The organism is Bacillus massilinigeriensis (genome assembly GCF_900117315.1).
Lineage (GTDB): Bacteria > Bacillota > Bacilli > Bacillales > Cytobacillaceae > Bacillus_BE > Bacillus_BE massilionigeriensis.
This window is the reverse complement of record NZ_LT630337.1, coordinates 3,536,730-3,558,090: the sequence shown is the minus strand read 5'-3', so window position 1 is coordinate 3,558,090 and position 21,361 is coordinate 3,536,730. Positions and strand designations below refer to the sequence as shown.

Sequence of the window (21,361 nt, the reverse complement as noted above, 5' to 3'; positions counted from 1 at the left end):
AAATCTGCTTGTGTAATACGGAAAGGATGTGCCCCATGCGTAAACCAATTATTGCAGGGAACTGGAAGATGAATAAGACCCTTCCAGAGGCAAAACAATTTCTAGATGAAGTGAAAGGAGCAGTACCTAGTCAGGATCAAGTTGATTCCGTGGTATGTGCACCAGCTTTATTTCTAGAGCGTTTAGTTGAAGGTGCAAAAGGCACTGATGTAAAAATCGGAGCTCAAAACATGCATTTTGAAGAAAGTGGTGCTTTTACTGGTGAAATTAGCCCGGTAGCATTGCAAGACTTAGGAGTTCAATATGTCATTATTGGACATTCCGAACGCCGCGAAATGTTTGCTGAAACAGATGAATCTGTAAACAAAAAGGCATTAGCAGCATTTAAAAACAACTTAGTTCCAATCATTTGCTGCGGAGAAACTTTAGAACAACGTGAGAATGGCGAAACGATGACGCTTGTTGGAGATCAAGTGAAAAAGGCTCTTGCTGGACTTACTGACGAACAATTAAAGCAAACTGTTATTGCCTATGAACCAATTTGGGCAATTGGAACAGGTAAATCTTCTACAGCTCAAGACGCAAATGAAGTTTGCTCTCATATTCGTAAAGTGGTTGCTGAGCAATTTTCTCAAGATGTTGCCGATCAGATTCGCATCCAATACGGCGGCAGTGTTAAACCTGAAAACATTAAAGAATATATGGCAGAATCAGATATTGATGGTGCATTGGTTGGTGGAGCTAGTTTAGATCCTCAATCGTTCTTAAAGCTATTGGAGGGTGGTAAACATGAGTAAATCACCTGTAGCTTTAATTATCCTTGATGGTTTCGGATGCCGTAGTGAACATAAAGGAAATGCTGTCTTCCAAGCAAAAAAACCTAACTTTGATTCTTTATGGGAAAAATATCCTCATAATCAATTAGGTGCAAGTGGAGAATCAGTTGGTCTTCCTGATGGTCAAATGGGAAACTCAGAAGTAGGTCACTTAAATATCGGTGCTGGCCGTATCGTATATCAAGCCCTAACAAGAGTGGACGTTGCTATTCGTGAAGGCGAGTTTGCGAAAAACGAAACCCTATTGAATGCTGTTCACCATGCAAAGAAAAACGGTACAGCTCTTCATTTATTTGGTCTATTATCAGATGGTGGAGTTCACAGCCATATTCGTCATTTGTATGCCCTACTTCGCCTAGCAGCTGATGAAGGCTTAGATAAAGTTTATGTACATGGCTTCTTAGACGGACGTGATGTTGGTCCACAAACAGCTAAGCAATTCATTGAAGCAACTGCGGAAAAAATGAAAGAATATGGTGTTGGCGAATTTGCTACCATCTCTGGCCGTTATTATTCTATGGACCGTGATAAACGTTGGGAACGTGTAGAGAAATCTTATCGTGCAATGGTTTATGGAGAAGGTCCTAAGTATACAGATCCATTACAATTAGTGGATGACTCTTATGAAAATGGAATCTATGATGAATTCGTGATTCCATCTGTTATGACAAAAGAAAATGGAGAGCCGGTTGCAACGATTCAAGATAATGATGCCGTCATTTTCTACAATTTCCGTCCAGACCGTGCAATTCAAATTTCAAATACATTTACAAACAAGGATTTCCGCTCATTTGATCGCGGGTCAAAACATCCAGATCCTTTACATTTTGTATGTTTAACTCATTTTAGCGAAAGCGTTGATGGCTATGTAGCCTTTAAACCGGTAGGTCTTGATAATACTTTTGGTGAAGTTTTAGCTCAAAATGGATTAAAACAGCTTCGTATTGCCGAAACTGAAAAATATCCTCACGTAACCTTCTTCTTTAACGGAGGTCGTGAAGCAGAGTTTCCTGGTGAGGAGAGAATTTTAATTGCTTCTCCTAAAGTCGCTACATACGATCTTAAACCGGAAATGAGTGCATATGAGGTAACTGATGCATTGCTTAAAGAAATTGAAGCAGATAAATTTGATGCTATCATTCTTAACTATGCAAACCCTGATATGGTTGGTCACTCAGGTATGCTTGAGCCAACAATCAAGGCTGTTGAAACCGTTGATGAGTGTTTAGGTAAGGTAATCGATGCGATTACGAAAAAAGGTGGTACAGCAATTATCACTGCTGACCATGGGAATGCGGATGAGGTTATTACATTGGAAGATAAACCAATGACTGCTCATACAACAAACCCTGTACCAGTTATCATTACAAAAGAAGGCGTTACAGTTAGAGATGGTGGAATCCTAGCCGATATAGCTCCAACTCTTCTTGACCTTCTAAATATTGAAAAGCCAGCAGAAATGACTGGAACATCATTAATTCAAAAATAAATTTTGAATGCTTTTGCTAAAAATAATTATTGTAAATTAAAGGAGAGAATAAATTATGCCTTATATTCAACATGTATATGCTCGTGAAGTATTAGATTCCCGCGGTAACCCAACAGTAGAAGTAGAAGTTATGACTGAATCAGGTGCATTCGGACGCGCTCTTGTTCCATCTGGTGCATCAACTGGTGAATACGAAGCAGTAGAACTTCGCGATGGTGACAAATCTCGTTACCTTGGTAAAGGTGTTTTAAAAGCAGTAAGTAATGTTAATGACATTATTGCTGAAGAAGTAATCGGTATGGACGTTACTGACCAAGTTGGTATTGACCGTGCGATGATCGCTCTTGACGGAACTGAAAACAAAGGTAAATTAGGAGCTAACGCTATCCTTGGTGTATCAATGGCTGCTGCTATCGCTGCTGCTGACTTTGTTGGTCTTCCATTATATCGTTACTTTGGTGGGTTCAACGCAAAACAATTACCAACTCCAATGATGAACATCATCAACGGTGGATCACATGCTGATAACAACGTAGACTTCCAAGAATTCATGATTTTACCTGTTGGAGCTCCAACATTCAAAGAAGCTCTTCGCATGGGTGCTGAAGTATTCCATTCATTAAAAGCAGTTCTTTCTGGAAAAGGCTTAAACACTGCTGTAGGTGATGAAGGTGGATTCGCTCCAAACCTTGGTTCAAACCGTGAAGCTTTAGAAGTAATCATCGAAGCAATCAAAAAAGCTGGATACGAGCCTGGTAAAGATGTATTCCTAGGTATGGACGTTGCTTCTTCTGAATTCTACAACAAAGAAACAGGCAAATACGATTTAGCTGGTGAAGGTCGTACAGGTCTTACTTCTGAAGACATGGTTGCATTCTACGAAGAGCTTGTTAACGAATTCCCAATCATCTCTATTGAAGATGGTTTAGATGAAAACGACTGGGAAGGTCACAAACTTTTAACTGAACGTATCGGTAACAGAGTACAACTTGTTGGTGATGACCTATTCGTTACAAACACTAAAAAGCTTGCTGAAGGTATTGAAAAAGGAATCTCTAACTCAATCCTTATCAAAGTTAACCAAATCGGTACTTTAACTGAAACTTTCGAAGCTATCGAAATGGCAAAACGTGCTGGCTACACTGCAGTAGTATCTCACCGTTCTGGTGAAACTGAAGATGCAACAATCGCTGACATCGCAGTTGCTACAAATGCTGGACAAATCAAAACTGGTTCAGTGTCACGTACAGACCGTATCGCTAAATACAACCAATTACTTCGCATCGAAGACGAACTTGGCGATTTAGCTATTTATGATGGTATTAAATCTTTCTATAACATTAAACGATAATTTTGTTGTGTGGGTGCCCCCGGTTGGATGGGGGGCATCTTTTTTTTGTTATTGCATGTCAAATTTTCAGCTTTGAGGTTAATGGCATATTTTTGAGTATTTTTTGAAGTAGCTGAAGAATAGAATTTCGCGAATAAATCCATATTTTCGCGAATAATTTAATGATTTCGCGAGTATTTTTGTAAATTTGCGAATAAAAATAATTTTCGCGAATAAAAGTTCACTTTTCGCGAATAAATTTTAAAATTCGCGAATATTTTCAGGAGTTTCGCGAATAAATCTTAAATTTCGCGAATAAGGCTAATATTCAAAGCTATTTATAAAGAGAAAAGTATTTTTTGTCCTTGCGAGTACCTTTTTCTAGCAAGTTCATCCCCTTTAATAGACGAGAAGTAGTGTCTTTTGAACTTAAATGAAGGAATTTTCGTGCATGCTGATTCGTAATTGACGGGCCAATTAATAGAAAGTAATCATTAAGTGAGTCAATGTGAGCTTTCTTGTCTAAAGTCCCACAAGTTTTACAAATCCAAGTACCATGTCCCCTTTTCATAGGAATAGAACGACAATTTGGACATTTAACACCGGTAATGATATCCCTTTTTGATAGGTCAAATTTATGAAGAATTTCAGTTTTAAGGGGCGTGTGGGCCTTAATGAGAAGCTTTGCTAATTTTTTAATTGTTTTTGGGGTCATTATTTGAGTTTTATATAAAGTTTCAATGGATTCGACCCTTTCTTTTAAAATAGGTGCATGAATAATACGAAATTTATTATAGGAGCTGATAAATTGGGTTTGGATAATAGAGGTGTCGTTGCTCACCACAATCAAATAATCAATGGGGATATTGGATAGCTGATTTTTCAGGAGGAATGTAGACAGTTGAAATTGCTGTTGTCTTACTTGGGTGATAGGATCCTGGAAACCTTCATCCTGATCCCCGATATTTCGTATAAGTTGATTGTGTTTTCCTTCAAATGTTAATTTCCCTTTAATATTTTTTGTTTCAACGATTAATATGTAATTTTCATGTAATAGAAGTGTATCCATTTGAAAATAGTATTTTCCATCGTTTGTTATTCGAAGGTTACGAAGGATTGTATACTCTTTTTTGGGAAGAAAATGGAGATGATAGTCCAGATTAAGCTCACCACGATGGCCTGACCAACGTATGGATAGTTCCTTTTCAATTTCGCGTTTTTTGGGATGATTAGTGTCTAACCTTTGAAGTAAAACCTCCAATTGTTGAATTATGATTGGAAATTCCCGTTCCTTTGCAATCAATTATTATCACTCCTTATGGTAGATTGTTTATTGTTTCTACAATAATTTGAAATCTCCTTCCAAATTTTAAATTCAATCAAGCATTCTAATAGCTGAACCTTTCCCTATCTCCCTCCCACTATTGTACAAAGAAACAAAATATGATATCATAGTAACATTGTGAAATGTACGTTTTTCAGGAGGTGGACTAGATGCATGCATTATTAGTCACATTATTAGTAATCGTTTCACTCGCACTTATTGTTGTTGTACTTCTTCAATCAGGTAAAAGCGCAGGCCTTTCCGGAGCCATCTCTGGTGGAGCTGAACAATTATTTGGGAAGCAAAAAGCACGTGGAATGGATTTAATTTTACAGCGAATTACCATTGTATTGTCCGTATTATTTTTTGTTTTAACCTTGTTAGTTACTTATTTTCAATTATAAAAAAGGTTACCTGGCTTTTTCTAAGTCGGGTTTTTTTTATATATCGAACAAATGATTGGATTGTAGATATTTTCTTTGTTAAAACTAAATAGTGTTTGGATTTTTTTATTAAAGGGGTTTGTTAGATGAAAATTGTTACACCAAAGCCTTTTACATTTGAAGGTGGGAAAAGGGCTGTATTGCTTTTGCATGGATTTACCGGGAATACTGCAGATGTTAGAATGCTTGGCCGTTGCCTTGAAAAGAATGGTTATACGTGCCATGCACCATTATATAAAGGACATGGAGTTCCTCCGGAGCAGCTAGTACATACTGGATCAGATGATTGGTGGAAGGATGTCAGGGAAGGCTATGAATTACTGAAAAAGAACGGTCATGATGAAATTGCTGTCGCTGGTCTTTCATTAGGGGGCGTCTTTTCCTTGAAACTTGGTTATACGGTTCCTGTAAAAGGGATTGTACCTATGTGCGCGCCTATGTATATCAAAAGTGCAGAAACGATGTATGAGGGTGTTTTAGATTATGCTAGGCAGTATAAGAAGATGGAGGGAAAGAGCTCAGAACAAATAGAAATGGAAATGATTGAGTTCCAAAAAACTCCTATGAAGACATTAAAAGCATTGCAGGACCTAATTGCAGATGTAAGGAACCATGTCGATATGATTTATGCTCCAACATTCGTTGTTCAAGCTCGTCACGACCATATGATTAATACAGATAGTGCCAATATTATTTATAATGAAGTGGAAGCGGATTTAAAAGAGATTAAGTGGTACGAGGAATCTGGACATGTCATAACATTGGATAAGGAAAAAGATCAATTGCATAAAGATATCCTTGAGTTTTTAAATAGGCTGAATTGGAAAGACTAATCATAAAAGTGATGCCCTATAGGGAGGGATTTAAATGGACGAGAATATTCAACAGCACATAGATAAACTATTAATTTATATGAAAGACGAAGCCTATAAACCGCTAACAGTACAGGAGCTTGAAGAAGCCTTTGGGATTCAGGATTCTACTGACTTTAAGGATTTTGTAAAGGCTTTAGTCGTTATGGAAGAAAAGGGTCTTGTCGTACGCACAAGAAGTAACCGTTACGGTCTTCCTGAAAAAATGAATTTAGTAAGAGGAAAACTAATAGGACATGCAAAAGGATTTGCCTTTGTTGTTCCAGATGAACCAGGGATGGATGATATTTTTATTCCACCAAATGAAACCAATAATGCCATGCACGGGGATATCGTTCTAGCTCGAGTAACCTCTGTTAGCTCAGGTCAAAGAAGAGAAGGAACGATTATTCGAATCTTAGAAAGAGGAATTCAACAAATTGTTGGTACATATGTTGAAAGCAAAAACTTTGGTTTTGTCATTCCAGATGATAAAAAGTTTACGAGCGATATTTTTATCCCAAAGTCAGCCTCTCATGGTGCCGTGGAAGGGCATAAGGTTGTAGTAAAATTGACGACTTTTCCGGAAGGGCGAAAAAGTGCTGAAGGGGAAATCATTCAAATTCTAGGTCATAAAAATGACCCTGGTGTGGATATCTTATCAGTCATTCATAAGCATGGTCTTCCAATGGAGTTTCCTGAAGAAGTCATTCAACAAGCAGTTAACACGCCAGACACAATTGATGAAAAGGAACTCGAGAATCGCAGAGATTTAAGAAATGAAATGATTGTGACAATAGACGGTGCAGATGCCAAGGATTTGGATGACGCGGTAACTGTCACCAAATTAGAGAATGGAAACTATAAGCTGGGTGTACACATAGCTGATGTTAGCTATTATGTGAAGGAAGAGTCGCCGATTGATCGAGAAGCCGCTGATCGTGGAACAAGTGTATATTTGGTAGACCGTGTCATTCCTATGATTCCACATAGATTATCAAACGGGATTTGTTCCTTGAATCCACAGGTGAATCGATTAACCTTATCTTGTGAGATGGAAATCAATGAAGCTGGTGAGGTCGTAAACCATGAAATTTTCCAAAGTGTAATTAAAACAACGGAAAGAATGACCTATTCCGATGTGAATAAAATCTTACTAGATAAAGACGAGGATTTATTAAAGCGCTATGAGCCACTGATTCCTATGTTTGAATTAATGAGGGAGCTTGCCGAGATTCTACGGACGAAGAGGATGAATCGCGGAGCCATTGATTTTGATTTTAAAGAATCAAAGGTTTTGGTTGATGAGAATGGAAAGCCAACGGATGTTGTTCTTCGTGAACGCTCAATCGCGGAAAGACTTATTGAAGAATTTATGCTTGCAGCGAATGAAACGATTGCGGAGCATTTTCATTGGTTGGATGTGCCTTTTATCTATCGGATTCACGAGGATCCAAAAGAGGATAAGCTTAGAAGATTTTTCGAGTTTATTACGAATTTTGGATATATCGTAAAAGGAACTGCAAACCATGTTCATCCAAGGGCTTTGCAGGAAATCATAGAAGAGGTACAAGGAAAGCCTGAAGAGATGGTCGTATCTACTGTGATGCTTAGGTCTATGCAGCAGGCAAAATATGATCCAGAAAGCCTAGGACATTTTGGTTTGTCTACTGAATTTTATACTCATTTCACCTCTCCTATCCGCCGTTATCCGGATTTAATTGTTCATCGCCTAATCCGTACGTATTTAATTGAGGGTAAATTGGATCAGGGAACAAGGGGAAAATGGGGAGCAAGGCTACCGGATATAGCGGAGCATTCCTCTAAAATGGAACGGCGGTCAGTTGAAGCAGAAAGAGAAACGGATGAGCTCAAGAAGGCAGAGTATATGGTTGATAAAATTGGTGAAGAGTACGATGGAATCATTAGCTCTGTCACAAACTTTGGTATGTTTGTCGAGCTACCAAATACGATTGAGGGCTTAGTTCACGTTAGTTATATGACGGATGACTACTACCGCTATGATGAGAGACATTTTGCAATGATTGGTGAACGAACTGGCCATGTTTATCGGATTGGGGATGAAATAACGGTTCGTGTTGTTAACGTGAATAAAGACGAGCGTTCCATTGATTTTGAGATTGTTGGAATGAAAGGAACCCGCCGCCGAGAGCGAAACGAGGCTCCAAAGGTCTTTAAAACAGGAAGTACAGAAAAGAAACCTCGTAAAGGAAGCTCATCCTCAAATCGTAATGGAAAAGAAGATTCAAGAGATTCCAATCAATCAAGGAAAAAGGGAAAAAGCAAGAAGTCATATGACAATGCTCCTGCAGCAAAAAGAAAGAAGAAAAAGAGACGATAAATTTTAAGTAGAACTAAGAGAGAGTCAACTAACCATGAAGGTCGGTTGACTCTCGTTTTTTGTTTCTATTGGAGGTCGTACCTATTATTCAAAGGGTTACAAAAACAAATTTAACAACATAACGACAAGTCCAGCGATTAAAGCTGATATGGGCAGTGTAATGACCCAAGTAGATACAATTTTTAATGCAACTCCCCAGTTAACCCCACGAAATCGCTTGGCTGAACCAACTCCAAGAATAGAAGAAGAGGATACGTGTGTGGTAGAGACCGGGACTCCAATAAGGGTTGCACCTTGCATGACTGCAAACGAGGATAAATCCGCTGCAAATCCATTGATTGGTTGGACTTTAAATATTTTCTTCGCCACCGTTTTAATAATTCGCATTCCACCAATCATTGTTCCTAAACCAATTGTTCCTGCACACATTACCTGTACCCAAAAGGGGACATCTAAAGTAGATTGGAACCCACCTGCTACTAAAGCAAAAACAATAATCCCCATCGTTTTCTGTCCGTCATTTCCTCCGTGAGAAAAGGCAGCTAATCCTGCAGCAAGTACCTGAAATTTTCGGAAGCCATTCGTGGCCCGTTGAGGGTTTGCATTTTGAAATAGAATGGATAATATTTTCATAATAATAAACCCTACAATAAAGGCTAGGAAAGGAGAAATAATCAAGGCTTTAATAATATCTGTAAACCCCTCCCAATTAATCGAAGTCATTCCCTCACTAAATACAACAGCACCAGCTATGGATCCAATCAATGTATGGGATGATGAAGAAGGGATTCCGTAATACCAGGTGAATAAATTCCAAAAAATCGCTGCAATGAGAGCTGCAACGACTATTACCATGCCATTATCTATTTGGAATGGGTCAGCAATTTTCCCACCAATAGATTTTGCCACAGCCTGAGAAGTTAAAGCACCAATAAAATTAAGTATCCCAGCATAAATGACCGCAAATCGCGGAGAGAGGGCTCTTGTAGAAACAGACATGGCTATCGCATTCGCCGTATCATGAAAGCCATTAATAAATTCAAAAATTAAAGCTAAAATGATGATAATTATAATAACTGTCATTATTGCCTCCAATAATTTGTAGTAATTATTTTGATACCCAAATCATTCAATAACTCCAATTCTCTCTTAAGCATTTTTCATTATTATGGAGTCCAAGGTGTTAGCGACTGATTGACAGTAATCTGATATCTGTTCAAGTTCTTCATAAATCTCCTTATATTGAAGGATACGGATTGGATCTTTTTCTACTACAAATAAATTCTTGATGGATTCACGAAGAATCACATCACATTTTGATTCAATATCTTTTATTTTGATTGCATGCTCTGTAATCATTTGTAATTTCTTCGTTGATAATAAATCAACCGATGTTTGAATTTCATCTGCACATTTTTTTATGGAATCAACAAATTTAAGCATATATTCGTCTGCGTCTATAATGGAGTACATTTCGAAAAGAGCGGCAGTAGATTCCAATCCGTCTAAAACATCATCCATGCTCATTGTGAGAGCTAATATATCCTCCCGTTCAATTGGAGTAATAAAGGCGTTATTTAATTCGCGAATGACTTCATGAACCATATGATCGCCCTTGGATTCATACTCTTTCATTTTCTCAGAAAAGACTTTAAGGTCGCTTACGTTTTGAAGTTTGAAATCAGCAAAAAAGTCGGTGCCTTCTTTTAAATTTGAAGATATATCACTTAAATAAATGGAAAACTTATCTTTTTTTCTTAAAGCCATCTGAATACCTCCACTTTGTTCAATGAATTCATGTGAAATATATAGGACATTTTTTACTATTTCCTAAGGGTATTAAAACCATTCTTTAAGGATTAAAAGGAAATAAAATTTCTTTATGTTGTTAATAATGGATTAAGGATTTACCGTACGAATTGTAGAAGTAGTCAATTTTTGTTAAACTAAGGGCAGCAGAATGGGGGAATTCTTTATGCCAAAAGGTGCAGGAAAAGTAATTGCACAAAACAAAAAGGCTTATCATGATTTTTTTATCGAGGATACTTATGAAGCGGGAATTGTTCTTCAAGGGACAGAAATTAAATCCGTTCGAGCAGGAAAAGTAAATTTGAAGGATTCCTATGCAAAAATTCAGAATGGCGAGGTTTATCTTCATAGCATGCATATTAGTCCTTACGAGCAAGGAAACCGCTATAATCATGATCCACTACGTTCAAGAAAGCTGCTCCTACATCATCGAGAAATAAATAAGCTAATCGGTGAAACGAAAGAGGTTGGTTATTCACTTGTGCCATTAAAGTTATATTTAAAAAATGGATATGCCAAAATTTTATTAGGTCTTGCTAAAGGGAAAAAGAAATACGATAAGCGTGAAGACTTGAAGAAGAAGGAAGCAAAGCGTGATATTGAACGTGCATTTCGTGAAAGGCAAAAATAAGTCTTACAATAACTTACAATTGAAATTGATAAACTGTATGCTATAATAATAAATGTCACGAAGGAAGTGACAACAAACTATAGCTCATCTATTTCGAGCATCCAATTGCGTAATTCTCATATGGATGTTTGTGTGAAATACCACTTACGGACATTTCTAACATGGGGACGCTACGGATTCGACAGGGGTAGTTCGAGCTTAGGTTGCGAGTCGAGGGGATCGGCCTCGTTAAAACGTCAACGCCTATAACTGGCAAAACAAACAATAACTTAGCTTTCGCTGCTTAATAGCGCTTAGGCTGTTCGCCCCTCCATTGTCCATGTGGTAGGGTAGCGGACTCACTCTTAGTGGACTACGCCGGATTCCACCGTCTGAGGATGAAGGAAGAGAACAACCAGACTAGCTGGCTGGACGCCTGTCGATAGGCATAAGGATCAGCGAAACGCCAAATATGTCGACTACACTCGTAGAAGCTTAAGTGCCGATATTTCTGGACGTGGGTTCGACTCCCACCGTCTCCACCAAATACATATTTGGTGGTTTTTTTATTTTTTTGTGACAGGAACCATAAAATTTCCGTTTGGAAACTTTATGGTTCCTTTTATTTTAGGAAATTTTATGGTTCATTTTTTATGAATTGTTGAGGATACCTTATTTTATTATTAATATTTATATTACCGGTTAGATCTTCTAATTGAATTAGGTAACATTATATCAATTTCCTGTTCTGAAAAAGTTTGTTCTTCTTGTGTTTTTAAAGCTTTTTGAGTTTCTTTATAACTTTTGGAATCAGTTCTAGGAGAACTTTTGTAGACATCTGCTGTCCTATTTTGAAGTTCGTCACGTTTTTCGACGATTTGTTGTGTATCTAATATTTCGAAATCTGTAAGAAGGGAAACGTATTCTTCCCTAATCTTCCACAAAAGGTTTGAAGCCTTTTTATGCTCTTCTGCAATTTCTACTAAATTGACGTTTAATGCATAGGTACTAAGAATGAGTAATAGTAATGATAAAAATGCTCCGATAATTCCGGACAGTTTCTCATCTGATATTATAGTTGCTAAAAAAGTTCCTGTAGTTAAAGCAGATAGGACAATTTGAGTGATTTTAATTCTTTCGTTTCTTTTTAACAATCTATGAACAAGTTTATCATGGGCTGTTTGTGTATATACTACTCGTCCATATGCCTCTCTTATTTGTGACTCCAATTTATATCCTTGACTATCTTGGGAATTTCGTTCCATAAATTTCTCTCCATTTTTGCTTTGCCTTTGATTCATTTGATTCATTTTCAATTGCTTCTAATGATTTATTGTACGCTTGTAATGCTTTATATTGAAAGTTCCCAGTCTTCCAAACATATCGGTTACTTCCCGGAGCAAACCAATATTGCTGAGAAGGGTTTATGTCCTTCAAATATTTAAAAAAGTCTCTACTCATCCAATCATAGTAAGTGTATGATTTATCACTATATTCCCAGTCCTTAATGAACTTATAAGCTAAAGTGTCTATGAGAATCCCACTCATTGGAACGTTCCATGTATTCTTCCACGCCCGTATCATTCTACACAATCTTTTCAAATTTTTGTTTGTATCTTTATTTAGCTTATCCATTGCTTCTATTTCACTTCTAGGATCAGTAGTTTTCCAACTTCCTCCATTATTTGAATCTGGATAAGTGTAGCTTTTATTATCACTATTTAAAAAGCCCGGTACAATTTCAAAATTTATCCCATCTGAAAAGTTTATTCCTATAACCTGACCGTCGCCCTTTAAATATGAAGAGCTGTAAGTCTTTTTCAATACTTCTTTTACTTCTTGTAATAAAGCTGATTGACCATTACTTGAATAATTATTAAACTTTACATATGTAGCATATGGTAACTGCACAATTATATCAATATCACTAGTAAATATTTCTGTACCTCTACCATATGATCCTACATAAAGACTATGATTTACTTCTGATGAACTGTTCCAGTAATCTAAATTAATTCTTTTTGTAATCTGATGATACCTAGATTGTATTTTATTTATGGTATCACTGCTCATTCTTAGATTTGAGCAAAAAGTTCGAAAATTGTCAGTTACTGACATAAAAATCCCCCTTAGATTTTATAAAATATTACTACCTAAAATTAATAGCTGAAATATACTATAATTATATAATAAAATAGTTAATACAACTTGTGATAAAGAAAAAAGAAAAGCATAGCAAGGGACCTAATGGCCGAGTAACATTTCTTGAGAATCGATATTTATGGTAAGATAATTGACGGTTGCAACAAATAAAACAGCTTTGTTGTAATATAGTTTCTTGCTTTAAAGTGTTGGACCGGTTTTGTGATTAATATAAGATTGTTCTATTCAGTTTAGTAATTGCTCGTGTGCAAAAGGTTTTTGATACTGGTAGCTTATTGATGAAAGGTCTGATTAGTTATTAAAACTTTACTTTTTGGGAATGGCATTAATATTCAATATGGAGGTTCTGATAATACAAATAAATCCATTATTCTTAGGGCTATAAAAAGTACAAAAGAACCAGATTATCCTGTGAATATTATTATTGATGATGCAGAATTACTCATTTCTTTATTTGGTCATCTGTTTATGCAAGTAAGAGATATACTTTCTGGCAACTATGATAGATATGCTTTTACTACTTATGAGAAAGCCAGTTTGGAAGACTTCAAAAGAAGATATAAAACTTATGAAAGTATTAATATTACAAGTATCGGCTTCGAGGATTATTATTTAATTTATGATCTTATGTGCTATAAATACAAAATTCAAAACCCAGAACGGTACTACATTAGAGAAGCATTAAAGTCCTTTTTTATTTACTCAATTTATAATAAGGGTAAGGTCAATAATATTTATAAAAGATTTCCTGAGACTCTAAAAGCATTTTTCGCTCAATATGATGAAATGTATACGACAAACTATGATGGAAATGTTGAGGTTTTCTCTGGAAAGAAAGTTAGATATTTACACGGTTCTTTTAACATTAAAAAAGATGTATATAATCCAGATTCAATGCGTAATAAATTGTCGGATAGCCCAATCGAACATTATAATGTTGATGATACTCATTTTTATTTGTATTCAAATGTTTTAACTACATATAGTGGTTATTCGAAAATATTTGAAATTAAACAATCAAAAAATGCTAATGTAGCAATGGAAAAGATGGCTACGGCGTATTCAACTAACCCGATAGTAAAAGGAAATGTTGATAATTGGGAAAAGGACGCTAATGAATTATTAAGAAAAATGGCTGAAAGTGTAAAGCTGAAGTTACAAGACAATGAATTGAATTTCACGGAAACATATCCTATTCAGGAGTTTATTGAAGTTGCAGGCGACATGGATATTGTTGGGCTATCACCTAATAATGATACACATATTTTTCAAGCACTAAATGATAATGTAAAACTTACATCAATAACTTACTATTATTATGATATCGCAGAAAAAGAGATAGTTAAACAGTTACTAAGCAAACACAATCCTGTTTTTAAAAATGTAAATTCTCTTTGGGAGAGTTATAAATAAAGGTGAACTGATGGATAAAAAGTTAAAGTTAATAGAAGTACTTATTTTGCTTTCGGGCAGTGTTATGGAAAGGGAAGCCGTATTAAAGGAGTACCAGAAGCTAACACCACCAAAAAAGAAATATCTGTATAATATAGTAAAACCAATATTCAAAAAGTATAATAGAGCATTTGATGAAGCACAACCACTTCTTGTAGTTAATATTAATGTTTGTGCTGCTGAAAATAATGTTGATCCAGCGGTTGCTCTTTTAGCTGGAATAAGTAAAGGCAAATGATAGATATGATAAAAGCGTTATAAAACTATAATTTCTATTATGATGACTAAATATGGTTTCATTTGATGCCAAATTTATGAAAAGTAATAGGGTTTGATTGTTGACGTACGTAACGCAAAATGATTAAACTCTTTTATAAAAAAATACTAAATTACAAAGGAAGAATTCATTTTGATCAGGTTTCAAAATGAATTCTTTTTTATTTGCCGTTAATCAAGGATTTTTTCAATGTTTTTTTAATCATACTTTATTTCAAAGCAAGCCAATTTCATTGTCAAGATATATATGTTTATGTAAGAGAAGTAGATTACTATTGACAAAAACAATATATGTAATAATGTCAAATGATGTAGAAAAAAAGAAGCTATGGAAAAAAGGCTATAACTTTCTAGTTTCTATTACACGGCTAGTCGATATGAATCTTTATTCAGAAAATGAAATCGAAAATGAGGCAATACAAAAATTAGAGGATGAAATTTTTGTATGGATTGAGGATTACGGATTTACCGAGGAAGTTACGAAGTATTTTGATAAGAATAGTCTTATGTTCAGCTAAACCAAATAATAGAAATTTAGATCTTCCACAATCGGCTCGATAGTAAAAGAAGGAAGTATAAGTGCGAGCAGTGAATATATTAAATAATAATAATATGAAAACTTAGAAAGGAGTTAAAATGAGAAAATTATCTTTCATATTGGTCTCTGTTTTTACTGTGTTACTCCTTATTAACGGAGCTTTTAAACAAACTGCAAATAGTGGTGAAAATCAACAGAATATTAATTTAACGGGAAAAAGGATATACAACAATCAACTTTCTGAAAGAGAAAAGCAACAACAGGAAAAGCAATTGGAGAAGTTCCTTAATAAAGAGAACAAACCTAATGCACTTTTACCTTTACCAAATCCTGAAGATAAATTAAGTATATATAGTATGCCTTTGCCAGATAGAGAAAATGTGGAAGCAAAAAATCTTAATTAAACGATGCGATTGTTCAATAAGGGCAGTCGCTTTTTTACTAACGAAACAGCAGTTTAATTTAACAAGGATTTCAATCACTAACAAAGAATTATTAGATATCAGATATTTTATATATTGGGGGAATAGTGTTGTTGTATTGGACTAAAGATGATTTTATGGTAAGTGATGATATTTTATTGTTAGATTTAAAAACTGTTTTTCATTTGTTATCGAATACATATTGGGCATCAGATAGAACGAAAGAAACAATTGAAAAGAGTATTAAAAATTCTATTTCTTTTGGTATGTATCATAATGATAAACAAATAGGTTTTGCTAGGGTTGTTACTGATAAAGCTGTTTTTTCATGGCTTTTAGATGTTGTAATTGACGAAAATTATAGAAGTAACGGGCTGGGTTACTGGTTGATTGAATGTATTTTAGAACATCCAGAAATAAAATATACTCGTTTTGCTTTAGCTACTAAAGATGCACATAATTTTTATAAAAAATTTAACTTTAAAGAAAATGATTGTATGGTGAGAGGGATAATAACTGATTAAGAAATGTCATTCCCCTTTTGTGAAAGACTTTCATAAGGAGCCACAGGCTTCATTCTATCGAAGAAATTATAATGGATTTGTATTTCAATTTTTCAATCTTCTTTCAGGTCTAACGGTAAAAGAAAATGTCTCGCTCCCACTTTTATTGCAAAAGAAGTCTTTAAGTTACATAAGGGAAGAAACGGATATAATTTTGAGAATGGTAGGATTGTATGAAAAAAAAACACCTGCCTTCTCAATTATCGGGAGGACAACAACAACGGGTAGCTTTAGCCAGAGCAATAATACACAAACCAGCGATATTACTGGCAGATGAACCTACAGGAAACCTAGACTCAAAAACGACGGAGGATATGATGAACCTTATTATCCGAATGCGTGACGAATTAAATCTAGCTATTATTATGGTAACTCAAGTTAGTGAAAGAAGGAAATAATCCTAACTTAGCTGAATTTATAAGTAATTGCTAATATTGTGAGGTGTCTTTTCAATGTTATACGAAGTAAAAATTTGGGGTAAGGAATTAAAATGTGATGTGTGTTCTGATAACAAATGGTATAAAAGCACTCTTAAAACAGAATTTCAAAGCGAAGAAAAAGCAAATGAGTATAACGAGGAAATAAGATATATGTTTGAATGTAAAAAATGCGGTAATTGTAGGATATTCGGAATGGTATCTAATGAAAATGACATTGATGATATGAATATCACTATTAGCCCAATCTAGAAATGTAGGATTATCTTCAACTAACCAACAGAATAGTTAAAGAAAAGTAAGTAATGTCAAAAGGAGTTTTTTCAAATGGACTTTAAAATAGGTGAAACACTAAAATTTGAAGAAATATGGGTTAAAGTAGTTGAAATTAAAGAAGATGCTATTGTATTTGAGGTTTTGCTCACAGGTCATTAGGAAGATGAAGGAAAACTGATGGAAGTGCCAATGTGGTATATCCAATCCAATAAAGACCAAGTAAAAAGATAGCAATATTATTAAGCTAACGGGTACTTCAGTGAAACAAGGTGTTGTTACGGCAGCATAATTTAAGAAGCTATCCGGGTACTATTTGTGTATTATTGCTCCAACATTAGGGGGAAGAAAATGAAACGATATTACTTAATAATGAGTTTGCTTATCGTGATGAATGCCATGAGAATGTAAAAAGTTTTGTGTAATTGGTTATACTTACCAACTAAGGAGATGATCGATTATGCAAAACAGAAGAAACCCATTAGCTGAGGAATTAGCTAAAGACTGCCGTACCGTGGAAGATATTCAGGAAAAATTAAAGATGTTGTTTAAGGATACTATCCAACAAGTATTTGAGGCTGAAATAGAAGATCATCTCGGCTATTCCAAACATGATAATGCAGGTGACCACTCTGGAAATAGCCGAAATGGATATAGTAAAAAAACAGTGAAAACAAGGTTTGGCAATACAGAATTGGATATCCCTAGGGATCGTAAAGGCGAATACGACCCGCAAATTATTAAGAAATATGAGACCACTGCTAACGGATTGGAAGATCAGATTATTGGTCTATATTCCAAAGGTATGTCTACTAGAGACATTGAGGATCAGATGAAGGACTTATATGGGATTGATGTCTCTCCAACCATGGTCAGTAAAATTACAGACAAAATTATGCCTCTTATTGTAGAATGGCAATCTCGACCTTTAGATCGGGTTTATCCTATCGTGTTCCTTGATGCCATTCATTTCAAAGTCCGAAAGGAAAACCGTATTGTTAGTAAAGCTGCTTATAGTGTTTTAGGGATCAATCTATCGGGACATAAGGAGATTCTTGGAATATGGATTGGAGAAAGTGAGAGTGCAAGTTTCTGGTTAGGAGTATGTAATGACCTAAAGAACAGAGGGATTCAGGATATCTTGATTGCTTGTAAAGACAATCTTTCTGGCTTTTCAGAGGCCATTAGCTCTGTCTTTCCACAAACGGTCCTTCAGCTTTGTGTCATTCATCAAATCCGTAATTCTATGAAATTCGTATCGTATAAGGAGCAGAAGGCTGTGATGGCTGACCTCAAGAAAGTCTACCAAGCCATTACCCTAGAAGAGGCAGAACTTGAGTTTGCCAACTTTAAAGAGAAATGGAGCAAGAAACACCCTATCATCATCAAATCATGGGAAACAAACTGGCTGGAACTGACTGCTTATTTTAGTTATCCTGCCGAAATCAGAAGGCTCATCTATACTACAAATACCATTGAAGGCTATCATCGCCAGCTCAGGAAAGTCACCAAGACAAAGACAGCCTATCCAACGGATGATTCACTGAGAAAGATTATCTATCTGGCTACTATGGAAATATCAAAGAAATGGACTATGCCTGTAAGAGGATGGAAAGAATGTATATCACAACTGGCTATTTATTATGGGGATAGGTTGGCGAATGAACTGACTGCTTAAGCCGAAGGTTAGTGCCGGCTTGACACGGAGCCTCTGCGGGCATGATTTATGGCGATTGGGCGATACCTTCTTAAAAACCGAGGTATCGCCTGGCAGCCAAGCCTATCATGCCCGCCACTCCATGTAAAGCCTTTATATATTATTTGGCTCTAAAAACCAATTACACAAAATTATTTATACTCCCAATGCCATCTTTCTGTTGAATCCATATAATTTTGAACCAGATTTCATTTATATTTTCTTACTTATACTTTTTACATTCGGCTTAATTTACTCAATTAAATTCATAAATAAAAATCGATTACTTTCCATAGTTTCAATCATTTTAAATATTATAAGTTTATTTATAAGTATTTTGGTTACGTTTGCCACATATTTAATGGGACCTCCATCGTAGTTATTCAAATCAACGGGTGCGATTGTTCAAGAAGAACAGTCAGTCACTTCTTTCTTTTGCTAACTGGCGGAATAGCGCAAGAGGAAAACTTTAGTGCTGGAATAATTTTCTCACTATAACGAATTAAAAAATCAATGTTAAAATCTACATTAGACGTTAAATTAAATAAAGTAGTTTACGGGGGCTTTTCCGAATGAAATCACCTTTAAAAAAATTAATAAGTGTTTTCTTTGAAAAAGGTGGACAAAGAGTTAAACCGCTGATGTATGCACAGTTTACACTATTTATTATTGCAATATTTTCGGGCTTATTAGCAAGAAATAATATTGGAAATATGAACTATTGGAATTATTCAGTAATTATGGATCTTATGATTGGTACAGGAGTCCTATTAATTGGTATAGAAAACTATATAGTTAACAAAAAAAATCCTAAACATTATTTAATTTGGTTTATTTGCGCAATAATTTTTTATTGGTTAGCCGTTGATAATTATTTTCTCAACTAACGGGGCATTATTGGAACATCGGTAATGTTTCATTTTCTTATTCAACAAAACGGGCGCATTTCAAGAGTACAAAATGTGCTTTTTCGTTATGAATCGGCCCATAATCAAGAAAAAAAGGAGAGTGATTCATATATGTTTTCTAATGAACAACTACAAGACTTAATTGAAGGAAAAATCATTGGGAACAAGTTCCCCTATGATACAAATAGTGAGCAAGACATCGAAGCACATATCCAACGGTTACTTCATCGAATAAATCGTATTCCTAATTTAATATGTGAACCAGAGTGGAATCATTTTGGCAGTGGATACGCCTCCTTTGTTGAATTTTTTTGTTATCAAAAAGAAGATGTTATAGTTGTTGAAGAAAAGTACGGTCGTCGAGAGATAAAGACAGATGGGATAATTATTGATATTTGTCGTTTAGCACCTGTAGCTATCATGGGCGAAGATGACAGATATAAAACAATTCATATCGAAACTAACGAAGTTGTTGGTGGGGCTTATGGTTCCTTACTTGATGGTCCCAAACGATTGTATTTAAGCGAGAAATTCCAAACAATAGCAGAAAAATTGAAACAAGCATTAAAAGAGTTTGATTATGAACTATTAGAAGCTGAAAAATTGAATCAATCTTTATCTTTTCAAACGAAAATTCCAACAATCTATCGTGAACCTAGAGAGTATTTAGTTATGGATGCGATTTTTTATTGGGAAGATTAGTTTTCTTTTGTTATTATTAGAGATTTCAAGGAATCGTGTAGTACCGATTATTTTTCTGTCATGAAGTAAAATAACAAACGGAAATTCTTTTCCTTCTTCTTTTTTCTCTAATGCTTCTTCGACAAAAGACTCCATATCATTTAATGTTTGAATGGTTTTTGGTAAATGTGTCCATATATCTTCAATTTGTCCAATATCGTACAAACCTTTTATATGGCCCCTTTTCATTGGTACTATTCGAACGTGCTTTCCTATTAATTCATCAAGTGAAATGTACATTTTTACTAACCTACCTTCTCAAGACATTTTATCCTTTTCCAATAAATGTTTTAATTGAAAAATGATTTTTCAGTTGTAGATTTTTAAAATAACAAAAATGAAAAACTCATATTCGTCTTTCCAATCGAAATCTTCAATCTGGTGGTTAATAACTTTAAAAGAAATTTAAAACACGAAACAAATGCTCGCTAACCGGATACCTTATCCTTTTTTTCTTTTACCTTTTGAGTGCTAAGAATCAAACTAATAGCTGCCGAACCTGCACAAACAAACGGGAGCATGAAATATCCCCAATTGGTAATGACATATCCTCCAATTATGGAACCGAGTGTAATCCCAACATAAAGGGCAGTATTATTCCATGCCATCAAAATACCCCGATCATTCGGATATTCAGCCGCAAGTCGAGCTTGGTAAGACCCGAATCCACCATACCCAACCAATGCCCACATGAACAGGAAAAAGTAAACAGCCAATCGCCTGATGAAAAGAAAGTACCTATTGCAATTTATAGTTAGTAAAATGAGTGTTACCTTTGAAACAATATTTTCCCCTAATTTATCGGTTAGTTGCCCACTTGTAAGACTCCCTAAACCGC

General features: G+C 35.3%; 23 protein-coding genes, 1 other RNA gene and 1 pseudogene. 18 read left to right on the top strand and 7 right to left on the bottom strand.

All coding sequences use genetic code 11. From position 1 onward, the window contains the following. Positions 1 to 35: 35 nt before the first annotated feature. The 3 genes from tpiA to eno are packed head-to-tail and all read left to right on the top strand — an operon-like array spanning position 36 to position 3,676. Positions 36 to 797 (top strand): triose-phosphate isomerase, encoded by a 762-nt coding sequence (gene tpiA, locus BQ6100_RS17770; RefSeq protein ID WP_075982879.1) that lies wholly within the window; start codon positions 36 to 38, stop codon positions 795 to 797. After that, positions 790 to 2,325, top strand: a complete 1,536-nt coding sequence (gpmI, locus tag BQ6100_RS17765) for a 2,3-bisphosphoglycerate-independent phosphoglycerate mutase (RefSeq protein WP_075982878.1) — start codon at positions 790 to 792, stop codon at positions 2,323 to 2,325. The genes tpiA and gpmI overlap by 8 nt, the downstream gene beginning before the upstream one ends. 55 nt (positions 2,326 to 2,380) lie before the next feature. Beyond that, complete coding sequence (gene eno, locus BQ6100_RS17760; RefSeq protein WP_075982877.1) at positions 2,381 to 3,676, top strand: phosphopyruvate hydratase; 1,296 nt, start codon at positions 2,381 to 2,383, stop codon at positions 3,674 to 3,676. 313 nt (positions 3,677 to 3,989) lie between these two features. On the opposite strand, the gene BQ6100_RS17755 is transcribed toward eno, so the two are convergent. Then, positions 3,990 to 4,958 (bottom strand): NERD domain-containing protein, encoded by a 969-nt coding sequence (locus BQ6100_RS17755; RefSeq protein ID WP_075982876.1) that lies wholly within the window; start codon positions 4,956 to 4,958, stop codon positions 3,990 to 3,992. 191 nt (positions 4,959 to 5,149) lie between these two features. On the opposite strand from BQ6100_RS17755, the gene secG reads away from it, so the two are divergent. The 3 genes from secG (at position 5,150) to rnr (ending at position 8,635) form a co-directional block, all read left to right on the top strand. Continuing rightward, complete coding sequence (gene secG, locus BQ6100_RS17750) at positions 5,150 to 5,383, top strand: preprotein translocase subunit SecG (protein WP_075982875.1); 234 nt, start codon at positions 5,150 to 5,152, stop codon at positions 5,381 to 5,383. 125 nt (positions 5,384 to 5,508) lie between these two features. After that, complete coding sequence (locus BQ6100_RS17745) at positions 5,509 to 6,255, top strand: alpha/beta hydrolase (protein ID WP_075982874.1); 747 nt, start codon at positions 5,509 to 5,511, stop codon at positions 6,253 to 6,255. A 34-nt stretch (positions 6,256 to 6,289) separates the two neighbouring features. After that, positions 6,290 to 8,635 (top strand): ribonuclease R, encoded by a 2,346-nt coding sequence (gene rnr, locus BQ6100_RS17740; RefSeq protein WP_075982873.1) that lies wholly within the window; start codon positions 6,290 to 6,292, stop codon positions 8,633 to 8,635. 96 nt (positions 8,636 to 8,731) lie between these two features. Here the strand turns inward: rnr and BQ6100_RS17735 are convergent, their stop codons facing one another. Continuing rightward, complete coding sequence (locus BQ6100_RS17735) at positions 8,732 to 9,718, bottom strand: inorganic phosphate transporter (RefSeq protein ID WP_097677928.1); 987 nt, start codon at positions 9,716 to 9,718, stop codon at positions 8,732 to 8,734. Between the two features lie 66 nt (positions 9,719 to 9,784). After that, positions 9,785 to 10,402: a DUF47 domain-containing protein gene (locus BQ6100_RS17730; RefSeq protein ID WP_075982871.1), complete on the bottom strand. Its 618-nt coding sequence runs from the start codon at positions 10,400 to 10,402 to the stop codon at positions 9,785 to 9,787. A 208-nt stretch (positions 10,403 to 10,610) separates the two neighbouring features. Here BQ6100_RS17730 and smpB point away from each other — a divergent pair, with 208 nt between their 5' ends. Together smpB and ssrA are read left to right on the top strand one after the other, a co-directional pair. After that, positions 10,611 to 11,075: an SsrA-binding protein SmpB gene (gene smpB, locus BQ6100_RS17725; protein WP_075982870.1), complete on the top strand. Its 465-nt coding sequence runs from the start codon at positions 10,611 to 10,613 to the stop codon at positions 11,073 to 11,075. Between the two features lie 163 nt (positions 11,076 to 11,238). Beyond that, positions 11,239 to 11,599, top strand: a transfer-messenger RNA (tmRNA) gene (gene ssrA / locus BQ6100_RS17720). 150 nt (positions 11,600 to 11,749) lie between these two features. On the opposite strand, the gene BQ6100_RS17715 is transcribed toward ssrA, so the two are convergent. Both BQ6100_RS17715 and BQ6100_RS17710 read right to left on the bottom strand, forming a co-directional pair. Then, positions 11,750 to 12,319: an SLATT domain-containing protein gene (locus tag BQ6100_RS17715; RefSeq protein WP_075982869.1), complete on the bottom strand. Its 570-nt coding sequence runs from the start codon at positions 12,317 to 12,319 to the stop codon at positions 11,750 to 11,752. Beyond that, on the bottom strand, positions 12,297 to 13,172 hold the full coding sequence (locus BQ6100_RS17710) for an SMODS domain-containing nucleotidyltransferase (protein WP_075982868.1): 876 nt from the start codon (positions 13,170 to 13,172) through the stop codon (positions 12,297 to 12,299). The genes BQ6100_RS17715 and BQ6100_RS17710 overlap by 23 nt, the downstream gene beginning before the upstream one ends. 456 nt (positions 13,173 to 13,628) lie before the next feature. Here BQ6100_RS17710 and BQ6100_RS17705 point away from each other — a divergent pair, with 456 nt between their 5' ends. From BQ6100_RS17705 to BQ6100_RS17660, 10 genes and pseudogenes are all read left to right on the top strand, one after another. Next, positions 13,629 to 14,630, top strand: a complete 1,002-nt coding sequence (locus tag BQ6100_RS17705; protein WP_218921364.1) for a hypothetical protein — start codon at positions 13,629 to 13,631, stop codon at positions 14,628 to 14,630. Positions 14,631 to 14,640: 10 nt separating this feature from the next. Beyond that, positions 14,641 to 14,907 (top strand): hypothetical protein, encoded by a 267-nt coding sequence (locus tag BQ6100_RS17700; RefSeq protein WP_075982866.1) that lies wholly within the window; start codon positions 14,641 to 14,643, stop codon positions 14,905 to 14,907. A gap of 337 nt (positions 14,908 to 15,244) precedes the next feature. Next, positions 15,245 to 15,463, top strand: a complete 219-nt coding sequence (locus BQ6100_RS17695; protein ID WP_141770163.1) for a hypothetical protein — start codon at positions 15,245 to 15,247, stop codon at positions 15,461 to 15,463. 118 nt (positions 15,464 to 15,581) lie between these two features. After that, on the top strand, positions 15,582 to 15,887 hold the full coding sequence (locus BQ6100_RS17690) for a hypothetical protein (protein WP_075982864.1): 306 nt from the start codon (positions 15,582 to 15,584) through the stop codon (positions 15,885 to 15,887). A gap of 128 nt (positions 15,888 to 16,015) precedes the next feature. Beyond that, positions 16,016 to 16,429: a GNAT family N-acetyltransferase gene (locus BQ6100_RS17685; RefSeq protein WP_235816546.1), complete on the top strand. Its 414-nt coding sequence runs from the start codon at positions 16,016 to 16,018 to the stop codon at positions 16,427 to 16,429. A 239-nt stretch (positions 16,430 to 16,668) separates the two neighbouring features. Then, a pseudogene (locus BQ6100_RS22040) lies at positions 16,669 to 16,774 on the top strand (ATP-binding cassette domain-containing protein); the annotation flags it as partial. Positions 16,775 to 16,920: 146 nt separating this feature from the next. Beyond that, positions 16,921 to 17,157, top strand: coding sequence for a hypothetical protein (locus BQ6100_RS17675; RefSeq protein ID WP_075982862.1), 237 nt, complete (start codon positions 16,921 to 16,923; stop codon positions 17,155 to 17,157). A 481-nt stretch (positions 17,158 to 17,638) separates the two neighbouring features. Beyond that, positions 17,639 to 18,856 carry an IS256 family transposase gene (locus BQ6100_RS17670; protein ID WP_075982861.1) on the top strand — a complete coding sequence of 406 codons (1,218 nt, stop codon included), beginning with the start codon at positions 17,639 to 17,641 and terminating at the stop codon, positions 18,854 to 18,856. Positions 18,857 to 19,446: 590 nt separating this feature from the next. Then, the gene (locus BQ6100_RS17665; RefSeq protein WP_075982860.1) at positions 19,447 to 19,761 is read left to right on the top strand and encodes a hypothetical protein; all 315 of its coding nucleotides are present in this window, start codon (positions 19,447 to 19,449) and stop codon (positions 19,759 to 19,761) included. 75 nt (positions 19,762 to 19,836) lie between these two features. Continuing rightward, positions 19,837 to 20,484 (top strand): hypothetical protein, encoded by a 648-nt coding sequence (locus tag BQ6100_RS17660; RefSeq protein ID WP_141770162.1) that lies wholly within the window; start codon positions 19,837 to 19,839, stop codon positions 20,482 to 20,484. Here BQ6100_RS17660 and BQ6100_RS17655 read toward each other — a convergent pair. Further along, positions 20,449 to 20,763: a GNAT family protein gene (locus tag BQ6100_RS17655; RefSeq protein WP_075982858.1), complete on the bottom strand. Its 315-nt coding sequence runs from the start codon at positions 20,761 to 20,763 to the stop codon at positions 20,449 to 20,451. The two genes, BQ6100_RS17660 and BQ6100_RS17655, sit on opposite strands and share 36 nt — an antisense overlap. A gap of 188 nt (positions 20,764 to 20,951) precedes the next feature. Next, positions 20,952 to 21,308 carry an MFS transporter gene (locus BQ6100_RS21745; protein WP_235816596.1) on the bottom strand — a complete coding sequence of 119 codons (357 nt, stop codon included), beginning with the start codon at positions 21,306 to 21,308 and terminating at the stop codon, positions 20,952 to 20,954. Positions 21,309 to 21,361: the final 53 nt, after the last annotated feature.